At 43.4% G+C, this 13,601-nt stretch carries 11 protein-coding genes; all 11 read right to left on the reverse strand.

Features of this window, described 5'->3' with window-relative positions; translation table 11 throughout:
* Complete coding sequence (locus ACNQO6_RS07815) at positions 1–624, reverse strand: 2'-5' RNA ligase family protein (RefSeq protein WP_440208584.1); 624 nt, start codon at positions 622–624, stop codon at positions 1–3.
* Positions 625–883: 259 nt separating this feature from the next.
* Positions 884–3,013, reverse strand: coding sequence for a bifunctional mannitol-1-phosphate dehydrogenase/phosphatase (mtlD, locus tag ACNQO6_RS07820; RefSeq protein ID WP_440208585.1), 2,130 nt, complete (start codon positions 3,011–3,013; stop codon positions 884–886).
* A 343-nt stretch (positions 3,014–3,356) separates the two neighbouring features.
* Positions 3,357–4,667 carry an MFS transporter gene (locus ACNQO6_RS07825; protein ID WP_440208586.1) on the reverse strand — a complete coding sequence of 437 codons (1,311 nt, stop codon included), beginning with the start codon at positions 4,665–4,667 and terminating at the stop codon, positions 3,357–3,359.
* A 235-nt stretch (positions 4,668–4,902) separates the two neighbouring features.
* The gene (locus ACNQO6_RS07830; RefSeq protein WP_440208587.1) at positions 4,903–5,541 is read right to left on the reverse strand and encodes a GNAT family N-acetyltransferase; all 639 of its coding nucleotides are present in this window, start codon (positions 5,539–5,541) and stop codon (positions 4,903–4,905) included.
* Positions 5,542–5,687: 146 nt separating this feature from the next.
* Complete coding sequence (locus ACNQO6_RS07835) at positions 5,688–6,020, reverse strand: hypothetical protein (RefSeq protein ID WP_440208588.1); 333 nt, start codon at positions 6,018–6,020, stop codon at positions 5,688–5,690.
* Positions 6,017–7,540 carry a PepSY-associated TM helix domain-containing protein gene (locus tag ACNQO6_RS07840; RefSeq protein WP_440208589.1) on the reverse strand — a complete coding sequence of 508 codons (1,524 nt, stop codon included), beginning with the start codon at positions 7,538–7,540 and terminating at the stop codon, positions 6,017–6,019. Before ACNQO6_RS07840 ends, ACNQO6_RS07835 begins: the two co-directional genes overlap by 4 nt.
* Position 7,541: 1 nt before the next feature.
* A complete protein-coding gene (locus ACNQO6_RS07845; RefSeq protein ID WP_032869123.1) occupies positions 7,542–7,835 on the reverse strand; it encodes a hypothetical protein in 294 nt (97 codons plus the stop codon).
* An 81-nt stretch (positions 7,836–7,916) separates the two neighbouring features.
* Positions 7,917–10,208, reverse strand: a complete 2,292-nt coding sequence (locus ACNQO6_RS07850; RefSeq protein WP_440208590.1) for a TonB-dependent receptor — start codon at positions 10,206–10,208, stop codon at positions 7,917–7,919.
* Between the two features lie 93 nt (positions 10,209–10,301).
* Positions 10,302–10,919 carry an RraA family protein gene (locus tag ACNQO6_RS07855; protein ID WP_440208591.1) on the reverse strand — a complete coding sequence of 206 codons (618 nt, stop codon included), beginning with the start codon at positions 10,917–10,919 and terminating at the stop codon, positions 10,302–10,304.
* Entirely contained in the window at positions 10,916–11,677 is a 762-nt protein-coding gene (locus tag ACNQO6_RS07860) for a (2Fe-2S)-binding protein (protein WP_440208592.1), read from the reverse strand. Before ACNQO6_RS07860 ends, ACNQO6_RS07855 begins: the two co-directional genes overlap by 4 nt.
* Positions 11,678–11,683: 6 nt before the next feature.
* Positions 11,684–13,600 carry an IucA/IucC family protein gene (locus ACNQO6_RS07865; protein ID WP_440208593.1) on the reverse strand — a complete coding sequence of 639 codons (1,917 nt, stop codon included), beginning with the start codon at positions 13,598–13,600 and terminating at the stop codon, positions 11,684–11,686.
* Position 13,601 lies beyond the last annotated feature (1 nt).

Raw genomic sequence — 13,601 nt, forward strand, 5'->3', positions numbered from 1 at the left:
CTAACCTAGTTCAATTTGCTGATAAGGATACAGTAATCCTTGTAAAATCTGTGCCTTATAATAGCCGAAAGTCAGTTTTTTGACCTGAATCTTGATGCTTTTGAGCGGAAGTTGTAGTATCCGCTGCAATACCCTATCACTCGGCCATGCTTCACGATACAAACCTAAAGTAATATGCGGACAATATTCAGGTGCTGCGATCTCTGCGGAGACTTGAGCAAATTGTTGACGAATTTGGCCCAGTACGCCCTGCTGATCTTGGATCTGTGAGAACAAAGCACTGCTAAAGCTATCGGTCCGTGTGATTTCTAGCTCAAAAGCTGTGAGCGGTAATCCTTCAAGCAGTTTAATCTGCTGTTGTAATTGTTGTATCTGAAAATCGTCATCGTATTGTTTAACAGCAGGCTGCAAGAAACCGCAGACGAATAAGGTAATATGATATTGACGTTGTTGTTTTGGCAGAAGCAGGTCTGAAAATCGGGTTTGAATTTCATCTAAATATTGAATCAGCTCGGGCTGATCAACTTCAATATACCAAAGTGCATAGTCTGAACGTCCCAGATGCCATTCAGGATAATCCCGAACTATGGTCGGACACATTTGGGTAGCGGATTGCAATAACACAACAATATGCAGTCAAGAATATAGATTTTAGGATTAAAACATAAGCTTAGGAAAAAATGGAATACTTGTGCATCTCTTTCAATATTGTCACAGTTTTTATTAGGAATAACGTCAATCAAGCATATCTGCATACGCGGTCAGTTAAATGATCTGGCCCAACGTTCAACTTGACAAAGCTAGCGCCGTAAAGCTAACACAACTTTATAGGTTTAAAGCTGTGTTAGCGCTCACGATCTTGGCTTGTCTATGGATTGCAATGCTAAACCAGCGCAGACTTGGCTTGGTTTTCATTTAGATCATAGCTAAAGGTATAGTCATGCAATTCTGCCTGAATACCTTGATACAGCATATCTAATACTGCTTTCTTTTGACTGGTATTAATATCCATCATTTCAATATTTTTACCAATATGCTGCACAATCTCCAACTCCTCAATTTCTAGCTGTTTTAAGGCATAGACATATCCATAGATTGCACCTTGCACAATCTTTTGATAAGGCAATTGCTGCTGGATATGATTTTCGAGACTACCGAATACGCGCTCATTAAAGCTTAGTTTTCTGAGCGGATCACGTGCCACCCGTTCACAGGTATCTTTATAGGCGGAGCGGCAAGAATGCAGAAAACTTTCCGCCATCCGGTCCAGCTCTTTGGCCTGATTGGGCACAATATTGGCTAAACCGAGTTTGACTTCCTCAACCAGCTGTTCTACATATTTCTTGATCTTGGCATCTGCCAGTGCAATCCCGATCATGTCATGACCATGCATGCTGGCATACCAGGCGGTCATGGCATGGCAGCCGTTCCATAAGCGGTTTTTAATGATCTGGATATCAGAAATTTGCTCTACCAGAATCATTTGCCGCATTTTACTCAAGATCGGACTACGGTTTTCCACATAAATCGGCATATCGGTTTCGCTATGGAACAGGATCAGATCCATATTCTGCAAAAACTGCCCCGCCTGAAACTGTCCACGCATATCCGATAAACAGTCAGTCATTTGCTGTTCCTGTTTCTCGGTTAGTGCAGTTTCATCTGAAAGCTCGATGGCTTCTTCATTCAGGTCAGATTGGTATTGTTTGAATAAACGATGCTTGATATTCAGCTGACGATACAGGGCTTGATCGGAAAGCTTGGCAACCATTCGGTTGACCACGGTATCGCAAAAATAGTGCTCACTGAGGATGTGCTCTGCGATATCCTCATCGGTAATTTCAAGCAAAGCTTCACGGATATTTTTCAGGACCAGATATTTTGCACAGACTTTATTCAGAATAATCAAAAAGGTAATCGGCTCATGCTGCTGCGTATCTTGCGACATGAAGCGTGCCAACAACCCCCTCGCAATTGTTCTGGCTTCAGATGCAATGGCCTGTTCAGGCAAACACAGCGCGATCAGGCTAGAATGCATATACATCTCCAGCATGTGCTGTTCATTGTCAGCATCAATCACCGTCAGGTTTTCAATCCGTTCATCATAAGAGGATTGTCCATAACGAATACTGTAACTGCCGAAACTGTTGACCGATTCCAGATATAGGCGGTTTCTGGTCGAAGCGAGAATACGCTGGGGTCGGGTAAACCCATCCCAATGTGACAGCACCTGTGCGATATAACCGCCACCAATGGCACCAAAACCATGAATCCCGACAGTGAGTTGATTGATACTTTGCGGAAAGGGTTCTTGCAACTGCGGCATGCCCATTTCAGGAATATACTGGTCCAGCGCATTCAGGCATTCATACATATCCTGATAATAGAAATTTGCCTTGGCCAGCATGCTGTCATTCGGTTCTTTGATGTCTTTAAATAAAATCGTGATGCCGCCCGCATCACAGGCTGAACAGATCCCGTTTTCCGAATCCTCAAACATCAGACATTGTTGCGGCTGCAAATTTAATTTTTGTGCGGCTTTGATAAAAATCTCAGGATGCGGTTTGCCTTTTTCGACTTCATCACCACAAACCAACAAATCAAAAAATTTATAAACATTGGCATTGATCAGGTATTCTTCGGCAATTGCCCGGCGACTAGATGTCGCTACAGCCATACGCAGGCCAGATTTGCGTAGTCGTTCCAGTACCTGAATCAGACCTTTCTTAATAGGTACACCATTATGGCGAACCGATTCCAGTTCGAGTTCATCTGCTCGTTTTCGGATGGCTTTATACGGAACATCTTCACCATAAAAACTTTGGGCAAGTTGTTCGGCTGTTTGTGCACTGAGTCCAAGACACTGCATTAAATATTCATCGGAAAATTCCTGTCCAATGAGCTCTTGAGAGGCCTGTTTCAATGTCTGAAAGCGTAATCGCTCAGTATCAAACATTGTGCCATCCATATCAAAAAGTGCTCCCTGAACAGGATAATCGTGAAAAATCAGCATCTTTACTCCTTTGTTTTGTTCTTGCGTTCCTTAGGTTAACCAAAAAAACATGACAAATTGGCGATGGTAAACAAATGAAATAAATTTGATCAAAAATCAACCTAAAGTTATTTTTTTCGGCGTATTGTTGACTAAATTTGTAAAGATTACTTGCATCCGCTACAAAATGATGATCGTTTTTTACTCACCTTGTTTTATAAGATGACATCCATCAAAACAATCACCACTCAACCATGAGATACAGAACGTTGAATATTGCTTATAAATGATAAAGATTTACCTCTGTTCTAGACAACTGGATTCAGTTGGGGAAATAAAAAGCCGCACCTGGCGGCCTCAAAATTCAGCCCTCTACCCGATATTTGGCTTGAACCAGTAACATCACAATCACACAGACAGATGGAACGGCTGCAATGACAAATAAATGAGTAATGATCAGTGATTTAGCCAGATATCCACCGAATAAAGGCCCGATCACTGAGCCTAAACGGGCAATACCAATACTCCAGCCCACACCTGTAGTGCGCAATGAAACTGGATAATAGCTGGCAGACAAGGCATTAATGGCGGGTTGTCCGCCGACAATCGCAAAGCCGGCAATGAAAATAACCACATAGAGCAAGGCAATATGAGTAACCGAATAACCAATCAAGGCCACACTGACAGCAGCGACCAGAAAGGCTGGAACTAAAACCTTATAGAAACCGATCTTGTCAATTTTTAAGCCCATCACAATACTGCCAATGGTCCCGCCCAGTTGCAAGGTTGAACCAATCATCAGGGCATGATTCAAGGAGAGTCCTGACTCTTTGGATAAGGTCGGTAACCAGTTGGCAAGGAAATACAGACTGATCATATTCAAGATACTGATCACCCAGATCGAGTAGGTAAAAAAAGCACGCTTATTTTTAAATAATTCCAAAGGTGATTTTTTGATTTTAGGGCCGATATTGCCAATTATTTGAGTTGCTGTATTGAGTTCCAATGCCGGATAAAACTTCTTAAGCCAGAATAGAATCGTTTGCTCATTCTTTTTATTTTCGCCTAAGAAATACAATGATTCTGGTAACTTAAATAGCATGATAAAGAAGATGACCAGCGGAATAATACCGCCAAAATAGAAAATGGCCTGCCATCCGCCTATGGGCGTAAGTAAAGCGGAAATCCCTCCTCCCAGCATGGCACCGACGGTATAACCACAAGAAATCACCATCATGGTCAAAATACGATATTTATTGGGCACAATTTCAGAGCTATAGGCCATGGCATTCGGCATGATGCCGCCTAAGAAAATGCCCGTAATAAACCGTATGACCGCAAGTTGTTCAATATTGGCAACATGGGGTGTCCATAACATCAGTACAGAGAATACTAACGTTGAGATCAACAAGACCGGACGGCGGCCAAACCGGTCCGATAGCGAACTTAAAACAAATGAACCCACAAACAATCCAAACAAACTGGCGCTAAACACCACACCCAACATGGTTTTTTCGACACCCCACGCCTCGATAATCATCGGCGCGGCATAGGCCATGGCCTGAATGTCATAGCCATCCATGATCAGCAACAATAAGCAGGTAAATAGAATAAATTTTTGATAAGGTCCGACACGTTGCTGGTCAATCAAATCATTTAATGCAACTTCTTTCATGGTGATTCCTTCTCCATGTTGCTTTAACTATAATTTTTCAACCCATTATTACTTTATTCGTAATTTAGTTATGATATTCGTAAATTCAGCAAATAACAATATGTTGTTTTATTCATCAAAAACACTCTTTAATTTTATATATCAATATATTATTTATTTTTGAAATGATGTTTTCCACATAAAAAAACCTCAACATCCGTTGAGGCTTATTTTCAATTTAACGCTTAAATTCAGTTTAAGTCAGGCTTAAATCTTGAGACTGCTGCAGGCTATGCTGTTGTTTTGAGGCGGTATAATACTCGCCAAACTTATCATAAAACGTTTCTCTAAAACAGTAATAGAGCATGGCTGTTTTTTCAGGCATCGGGATGAGGCGCTGACTTTCATAACAAAGATCAGCAACAACCGCTGCATAAGGTTTTACCGTGTGGTCTGGCTCCCCTACAATTTTGTGTGCAGGCGAATTTTCAAAAATATAGAAACTCAATAGACGGATAGTTGGTCTTAAAAAGCCTTTACCAAAAACCGACTTATCTCCGAACAGTAAATGCCAGCCCAGATCATTATCATCACCTTCATAGTAACGACCTAAACGATCACGCTTCCCTTCATAAATTTCGGTATAACCCACATCCTTCCCATCGACGCCGACAATCAGTAAGCGTTGATGGTCATCGGCCAGCATTTTGTCAAAGTAGACCTGCAGCTCAAGTTCAGTCTTGTTCAGTTGCCACTGTGGAATCACATGTGGTTCATGCATCCATTGGTGCAATAAAGGAATATCCTGCGGATATTGAACCTGGCGTAGGTAATATTGTGTCCCGTCTTCATAATACTCAAAATAATCAGGAAGTTTTTGTGACAATGTAAGCATGCAGATATTCCTTGCCTTTAATATTAGATGATAATGATAATCAATTTTATTAAGACAACAACCATTGTTTTTCTTGTTTTTTGTTAATGAACTGAACCCAGTAAAAAATCGTTAAATAGCCCTCAGCCATTCAATACGCCACACCTTTAATTGCCAGTTAAAGTAAAAATAAGCGCAGCCAGCATTGCACAGCACCAGATCTGTACAAAGTATTTTCTAAACAGATAAAAACCCAGCACCTGCAAAAAGAAGGCTGCGGGTAAGATCACAAATACCCAGCTGAGTGGCCCAACCGAGCTGCCTTCAGACCAACAGTTCAGTCCCAAAGAGCATGCTAGAAAAATAATGGCCGAAAAACCCAACAACTTTCTCCTGGTTGCATTCAACCAGGCATATTGCAGTTGCTTCTGTCCATACTGACTCAGCATGCAACCTTGTATAAAAGCAACCAAGGCCCAGCAAAGTGCTGCAAAACTCATGTTGAGACTCCTGCAGGTTTAAATCTGGACAGATAAAAATGAATTGCACCGAGATAAAGGCCACCCATCACGAGCAACACCAAATCTACCCCAGCCAGTGACCAACGCGAATGCTTGAGACTCTGCCATAAAGCAGCCTCTGGTACCATCACAAAACTACTGAGAGGAATCAAGAACAGAACCGCCGCTGTCATTGCCAATACCAGTAACATAGCCATTCGGGTACGCAGCAGCAGACTGATAAGCAAACTCAACAGCCAAGTGAGATAAAAGGAAGAAACTTCATAACTCCCCCGCGGTTCAAATGCGACAGGTAACAGTCGTCCTGCCAATAGATAACTGGCACAGGCCAGCGGCAGCCCAAGGAAAGTAAAAAAGTTGAGATGCTGGACCAGCTTATAGCTAAAAGCATGCGCTTCTTTCATGCGTTTTTTCTGCCACAGCAAGGCACCTGCGGCCAACATTACACATCCCATAATCCCCATCACCGACAGGATCAAACGCATCCAGTACGAGGCGAAATAACCCAGATGAATTCCGTAAGAAGATGAAGCCAGTTGAGCAATGGCAGATAAGTTTCTGGGTTGAGCCAGTGGCTCGGCAGTATGGGCTGCAAAAATATATTGTGGCGTATTTAAGGTAATAATATTTTTATAATTATAATCAAAGGTGATCATCGCCTCTGGCGTATTGGGTTTCTGTACTTCAAATTTATCGAGTATTGCGCCTGTTTGTGCCTGCGCGGGCAATTGTTGAATAAAGCGTTCAAATGGCTGCATGTTGCCCTGAGATGAATATGGTTGCGGTTTTGCCAACTTTATAAACTGCATCTCATTATAGAACTGGGGTATACCGTCTTGCGCATAATGTTTGGATAGTCCCCACGGTAACACCAGATAAAATAAAATCAGTAGCCCGGTAAATGCCATCACCAGATAAAAAGGAAAGGTAATCACTCCCGTTATATGATGCAGATCAAGCAAGGAACGCTGGCCTTTAAAAGCACGAAACGCAAAAAATTCTTTAACGATCTTTTTATGCGTGATCACCCCGGTAATTAAACTGATTAATAAGATCAGGGCGACAATTGCCACGATGAAACTGCCGATCTTGCTCGGCAATGGATATAGGGTGTAATGCAATTTAAAAAAGAAATCGCCCGCCAAGGTCTGACGTACGGGATGGAGTAATTCTCCTGTCACGGGATTTTGTAATTGTTGGTGTTTGCCTGTCTGATCCTGCCATTGCAGTAAATTGACCGGCATACGTTCACTAGCAACGGTCACACGCCATCTTTTTGCATCAGCGGCGTGCTGTTTGAGATAGTTAAATGCCGTTTGTGCCGAAGTCTGGGGAGTCGGTAGGCTCTGAATCTGGCTGAGCGCCTCAGGTTGTGCCCAGACATTAATTTCTGTACGAAAATAGGCAATCGACCCGGTTAAGAAAATAAAAAAGATGACCCATAACACCATAATGCCAAACCAGCGATGCAGAATGGCCTGTATTTGACGAAAATTCATCTTAACCGATTCCCCACTTGCGCATGAGCCAGTAGCTTGCCAGTAATAAGATGCCTGAGCTATTGATGATCCAGAACCAGCGTCTAGACACGATTGCACTGGTCAATATCACGTAAAAGATAAAAAAGATGAAACTGAGAAAAACTGCAAAATAGACATTTTCAGCTTTGGCAAAAGGAAGCCAATCCGTTAAAACCAGACTGAGCCAGGAACTATAACAATAGGCAGCCAGGCAGATGAAAAAAACGCTGCGATAAGTTAAGTTAAAAGGTTCTTGTTGTTCTGTACGGCGCATCGGTATTGCCTTGATCTGTAAAAGCCAAAATAAAATGAAGAAATATCTGCATATGCACAGATATTTCTTCCGATGTTCCAATTAATAGCTGATGGTATAACTTAAACCATAGGTCCGGCCTTCCGCTGGGATCGCCAATAATGGATTCCCGTTTGAAACAGCTGCTTGCTGAGCAAATACTGTCTCGTATTGAAGTCCCCAAACATTATATACACCAAAATCTACACGACCTTTTCCGGCAGGCACATGTCCCAATACATCCATAGTGGCGTAGCCCTTAATTTTTGCAGCGGTATTGGCATCAGCCTTCACAGCCGCTTTAAATGCATCGTCTTGACTGGCATTAGCACGCGCAGCTAAGTCACGATCATCATTATAAGCCTTGTTGCTGCCTTTAATGGCCTGCATCTGTACACGCAATCCATAACCTTCATCGTTGTCCCATTCAGCAAATAAAGTCCCTTTTACTGGCGCGACAGCAAATGAATTAAGTTCATGCCACTGGTTTGCAGCATCTTTATATTGACCACGGGTATAGCCCAGTGTTCCGCCCACTTTGTAATTATCCATGAATGGATAACTTACAGTGGCCTCCGCTCCATAAACACGCTGGTCCGTATCGACAATTTTAGCTGCCCGGTTATTAAACTGAACAGTTTTATCAGAGCTATTATAGAATCCTGTTAAACCCAGATTTAAACCATCATCCTGATTTAAACGCCATCCCAACTCATAACTGTTCACCGTAATGGGTTGCAAGTTCGAAGTTGAAACCGTAAAGGTCGACACATCACGCAGCATGCGTTGCACATCCGGGAAGCTAAAACCTTGTGAGAAGTTTGCATAGACTTGCTGTGCATCATTCAGTTTATACACCGCACCTAAATTAAATAGCGGTTTATCATCATGGGTCGAACCTGCTGGCACCATGTTCGACTCACGGCTTGGAATATATGCGTCAGTATCTGCTTGAATATATTGATAGCGAACACCGGCCTGAATATTCAACTGATCATTAATAGCATAGTCACCTTGGGCAAAAGCACCAATATTCTGGATCTCGGTGTTTGGCCCATAACCTTTACGCTGACCTGTGGGGGTATAGACTAAATAAGGATATTCGGTTGCCAGAATATCAATATATTGCTTGTCTTTTTCCCAATCATAATCAATACCATAGGTTAATTTCAGCGCTCGATCAGCAATATTAAAGTCTGTTTGCATGGTCGAACGCAGGCCTGCAACTTCGATTTCAGATTGCGACTGGTTTACCGTCTTAACTGATTTAGTGGTTAAGCCATACGGGAAAAATCTTGATTTTTCATTTCGATAGTAGGCTTCCACATTCAATACCTGACCTAGGAAATCTTGATTCTGATATTGTGAATTTACTGCATAGCGTTCAGTAAATAGCGGATTACTCAGCTTCAAACCTTTAATAGCTTTATAGCTTGGTGTCCCCATATCATTACTTGTACCCGTGGTCGGCAAATATGAATAGTCCGGGCCGTAATCTGTATCTTGCTTATCTTTATAGTATTGTGCACCAAAGCTCAGGCTTTGCTGATCTGTCAGATTAACATTCAAACGTCCATTGACATCAATCGTATCGCTGTCCATGGTACTGCCTTGCCAAGGACTCAGAGAAATGCGGTCACCATCGCCATCAAACTGAGAACCACGACTGGTAAAGTTTGCCCCGAGGAAACCATCAACATTGCCCTGTTTAAACGATACCGATTGTCCAACTTCATACGCCAATCCATCCCCACGGAAAGTATCTGAAGAGGTAATGCCCACTTTACTTTCAAAGCTGAGTGGCTTTGAAGTATCTGCACGTTTGGTAATAATATTGATAATGCCGCCCGTTGCGCCAGAACCATAGATACTGGTTGCACCAGAGATTACTTCAATCCGCTCAATCATGCTTGGGCTAATACTGTTCAACTGACGGGAGACATCACGTGAACCGGTTTGTGATACCCCATCAATCATGACCAGTACATTGCGGCCACGCATGGTTTGACCATAATTACTGGTGGTCCCACTGCTGGGTGCCAAAGACGGTACCAGCTGTGCCAGAACATCGGCAACCTTACGTCCCGCGGTTGCCTGTTGTGTAATCTGCTGACGGTCAATGGTCTGAACCGTACCGGCAATTTCTGCAATATTTTTTGGTGTACGCGTTGCCGTGACGACAATCTTTTCTAATTGTGCAACAGGCTTCTGTGTGGGCGCTGCGCTTACTGCAATATCCCCCGATACAGCAGTTTCAGCATGGACATGCTGTGCAAACATGGCCAGAACAGCAAGGCAACATGGTGTCATTTTAAACAGTACTTGTTTTGCCCTAAACTCATTATTGACTTTCATTTTCTCTTTTCTCCAGAGCCCTTCTATCACTCAAAAAATATCCAAAAGGCACGCCATCATACTAAATTTAATTTTTAATGAGAATGATTTTTATTAAAAATAATAATCTTCTTTCCTCTCTTGTTTAAAAAAATTGTTTTTCCTGTCTTTTTCTGCCTGCTCCAGCTGCTGGAACTGTTCCAGATAGGCTTCCGCCATGTCTGGTTTTAAGATAAAAATTCCATCTGCATCACCAATCAGCAAATCACCGGATTGCACCGTAAACTGATTGAGCTCGATGCCGATATCCATTTCGACCAGACTTTCTCCTTCATTTCGTGTGGTGAGACAACTCACGGATTGAGCGAAAACCGGCAATTTGAGCTGCAGTAATGCCTGACGGTCCGTGACCGCGCCCAACACCACCACACCAGCCAAACCGCAATGAATCGCGGCGACACTTCTCTGCTCTCCCCAGCATGCCCGTTGCAAATCATATCTGGCGTCGATGAGCAGTACTTCATTGGGCCGGCAGCTCAGCAATACCTGTCGCAACTGACTGGCATTCTTGGATTGCAAGCGCACGGTCCTGACCAGACCCACCAGATGCTGTTGTGGGGACATCGGAAAAATCTGTGGGACATGTCCCAGATCCAGCACATGCCCGATGGTCGAGGTGGCAATGTTTTTATAGGCTTGAACCAGCAATTCGGGCTGGATAACTTGATTCATGATTTCATCTCTGTTGTTTTTTTCAGCTGCAAGGGGCAATTTCGGCATAACTCCCCACTGGCTTCCTCTAGTTGAAAATAGAAGCAGCACTTTTGTCGCATATAGGTGTTGTATTCGGGATGCCAGTTATTGCATAACTTGAGAAAGGGATTTTCCGGCAGGTTAAAACTTTGTGCCGATTTTGCTTTTAACAGCTGTTGTTGCTGTTGCAACCGGATACGCATGTCATTGTCTAAATCTTGCTGCGCTAAGGAACGATAAAACTGCAGCATGCGCACAGTAACATTTTCCCAGAGCAAGGCATACGACACACGCCCTACGCGGGCAAACTGCTGTAACAGGCCATTGAACTGTAGCAACATGGCATCAAGCTCCGGCAGAGACATGCTATGGCAGGCGTAACTCGCTGAATCAGTCAGTTGGATTCGTCGCTCCCAGTTCCATTTTTCAGGTAGCTCTACGATAAAGATCGAAGGTTGCCATTTCACAAAAGGAAGCGATGCAGCCTGACAGTACATAAAAGGCAACACCCACAGCGTGGCCCAGTATTTGATAAATAATGAGGTGGCACATCTCTGGTTCGTGGCATGAATACGTGTCGCAAAATCCTGCAGCACCTGCTGACAGATCGAGTCGTCGAACAGGTCAGCAAGTGTGATGGCCTGCTGGTTGGAACAGTGTATTTCCAGCTTCAGATGCTGTTGCAGCACTGAAAAAGAAGTTTCCAACTCTGCTTGAAAATGGCGACACATCTTCATTGCAGTTTATGCGGATCGAGCTAAAACATGCCAAAGCGGGTTTCGGGTCTCTCCGATTCCTGACGGCATACTACCAATACGGGTATCCTGCTCAAGCAAAGGCCGGATCAACTGTTTATAAGGCCAGTTTGGTGACTCAAACAGTAAGGCCTGTAACTGACTTAGAATTTCAGGTTCAATATCCAGACTGTTTAGTACCTGCTGTAACTGTTCAGCCAAGACATGCCAGAGTTGATCTGCTGCAATCTGATAATATTTTGCCAGTGCCTCGACTATGCAGCCTAAATTGATTTGAATACCCAGCGTCTGGATATAAAACAGCAAGGCTTCAACCGAGTCGTGATAAAGCGTATTCCTGAAATCATGCGGGCTTAAGTAGTCCGGGTCATCCAGACCATTGTGCAGCAGCCACGGCAGATAAATACGCAATGAATCGTGATCTCTGAACATCAGGCCTTCAAATTGACCATGTTTAAGCACCAGACACAGGTTCTGACCATGAATTTCGCCCATCAAGCCGAGACGGAACAGGCGTAAATTCACCTCAAAGAAGCAGGCACATAATTGGGCAAATTGCTCAAGCACATGTTCCGGATGATTTTCCAGCTGCTGCAGCTGTAAAATATAATCAAAAACCGCAGGTTGCCCTGGAATAATATGTCCTAGACTGGCCATCGGAATCAGTTGATAAGGCTGTTGCAACAGTTCAGCTGGAATATAACGGCGTTGAGCGGCCAGATGAGTCGGCTTCTCTACAAATAGCCATTCATTATCCGCACTTCGATCATCTTGTTGTTCCGGCAAATAAGACCACCATTGCGTCTCCTCACACAGCCATAATTTTTGCTGCAGAACTGGATCTTTTTGCTGTGCCTGCTGCAATAATTTCTGGTTTTTTTCGCCATTAATCATTTTTACAATCGGCAGAAAACGCAGAGATCCCAATGCCTTGATGCCAATCGGAAGTTTCAGGCTTTGCTGTGGAATATCCTCAGACAAAAGACTACGCATCGAAGCGCTGGCATACATGCCTGTTGAGACAAAATTCAAAGGCTGACAGATGCCTGACGCTATATCCTCAGCAAAGAATTGCTGAAATAAATGCTGGAATTGCCACGGATGCACAGGCATGGCGATATGCGTTTCACTTAAACCACGCTGGAACATTTCCTGTTTCAGTTGATAGCGTTCGGCACGGTTAATGAAAATCTGGCTCGGCTGCTGGGTAAAAATATCCTCGACACCCGCACCAAACATCATTTTGTCTTTATGCACTGCTACCCAATGAATCCTCAGTTCCTGTGCAAATTCAGGACAATATTGCAGATACTCCTGTTGGCTCAGCCCTTCCTTTAACTTAGATAAAGGATGATATGGCCGATCCCGATAGCCCGCATATTGCTCTAAAATACGAAATACCTGCGCCGGGCTTTGATGAATCAGATCATGGGCATCGACTTGATGCTGTTGCAACAAACGATATTGTGTTAAACATTTCTGGATTTGCTCAGAAAAGACCTGCAGCTTGTCGGCCTGACAATGTTGAAACAGTCCGATCTGTTGCAGACATTCAAACAGCTCAAAGAATTCAATCGGGTGAACTTGCGTGTGCTGATTGCCTGCTGTAATTCGTAAAATTTCCGACTCGGCCGCAAAAGACCACGCTTGGGTAATGCCTGACTGTACAGCGAAAACAACACAATAGTGTGATGTTTGCTCAGGCAACAGTACCACGTACTGCTGCTCAGGCCTATGATTAAACTGCTGTTTTAAGTCAAAATCGAATACATCCAGTTTGGACTGTGCGGTTGAATCATCCACAATATACTGTTCAGGAATCAGGGCTTCCACCAGTAAAGCATTTACAAAGTCTTGTAAAATGGTTCTGTCAGTCAATTGATAGACAGGTTGAAGTGCATTCATC

It is taken from the genome of Acinetobacter calcoaceticus (assembly GCF_051947995.1).
Classification (GTDB): Bacteria; Pseudomonadota; Gammaproteobacteria; order Pseudomonadales; family Moraxellaceae; genus Acinetobacter.

Coding starts and splice junctions, on each gene's coding strand:
- ACNQO6_RS07840 (WP_440208589.1), bottom strand. CDS start 7,540: ATGAATTTTCGTCAAATACAGGCCATTCTGCATCGCTGGTTTGGCATT.
- ACNQO6_RS07830 (WP_440208587.1), bottom strand. CDS start 5,541: ATGCTTACATTGTCACAAAAACTTCCTGATTATTTTGAGTATTATGAA.
- ACNQO6_RS07835 (WP_440208588.1), bottom strand. CDS start 6,020: ATGAGTTTTGCAGCACTTTGCTGGGCCTTGGTTGCTTTTATACAAGGT.
- ACNQO6_RS07825 (WP_440208586.1), bottom strand. CDS start 4,667: ATGAAAGAAGTTGCATTAAATGATTTGATTGACCAGCAACGTGTCGGA.
- ACNQO6_RS07850 (WP_440208590.1), bottom strand. CDS start 10,208: ATGAAAGTCAATAATGAGTTTAGGGCAAAACAAGTACTGTTTAAAATG.
- ACNQO6_RS07845 (WP_032869123.1), bottom strand. CDS start 7,835: ATGCGCCGTACAGAACAACAAGAACCTTTTAACTTAACTTATCGCAGC.
- ACNQO6_RS07865 (WP_440208593.1), bottom strand. CDS start 13,600: ATGAATGCACTTCAACCTGTCTATCAATTGACTGACAGAACCATTTTA.
- ACNQO6_RS07860 (WP_440208592.1), bottom strand. CDS start 11,677: ATGAAGATGTGTCGCCATTTTCAAGCAGAGTTGGAAACTTCTTTTTCA.
- ACNQO6_RS07855 (WP_440208591.1), bottom strand. CDS start 10,919: ATGAATCAAGTTATCCAGCCCGAATTGCTGGTTCAAGCCTATAAAAAC.
- mtlD (WP_440208585.1), bottom strand. CDS start 3,013: ATGCTGATTTTTCACGATTATCCTGTTCAGGGAGCACTTTTTGATATG.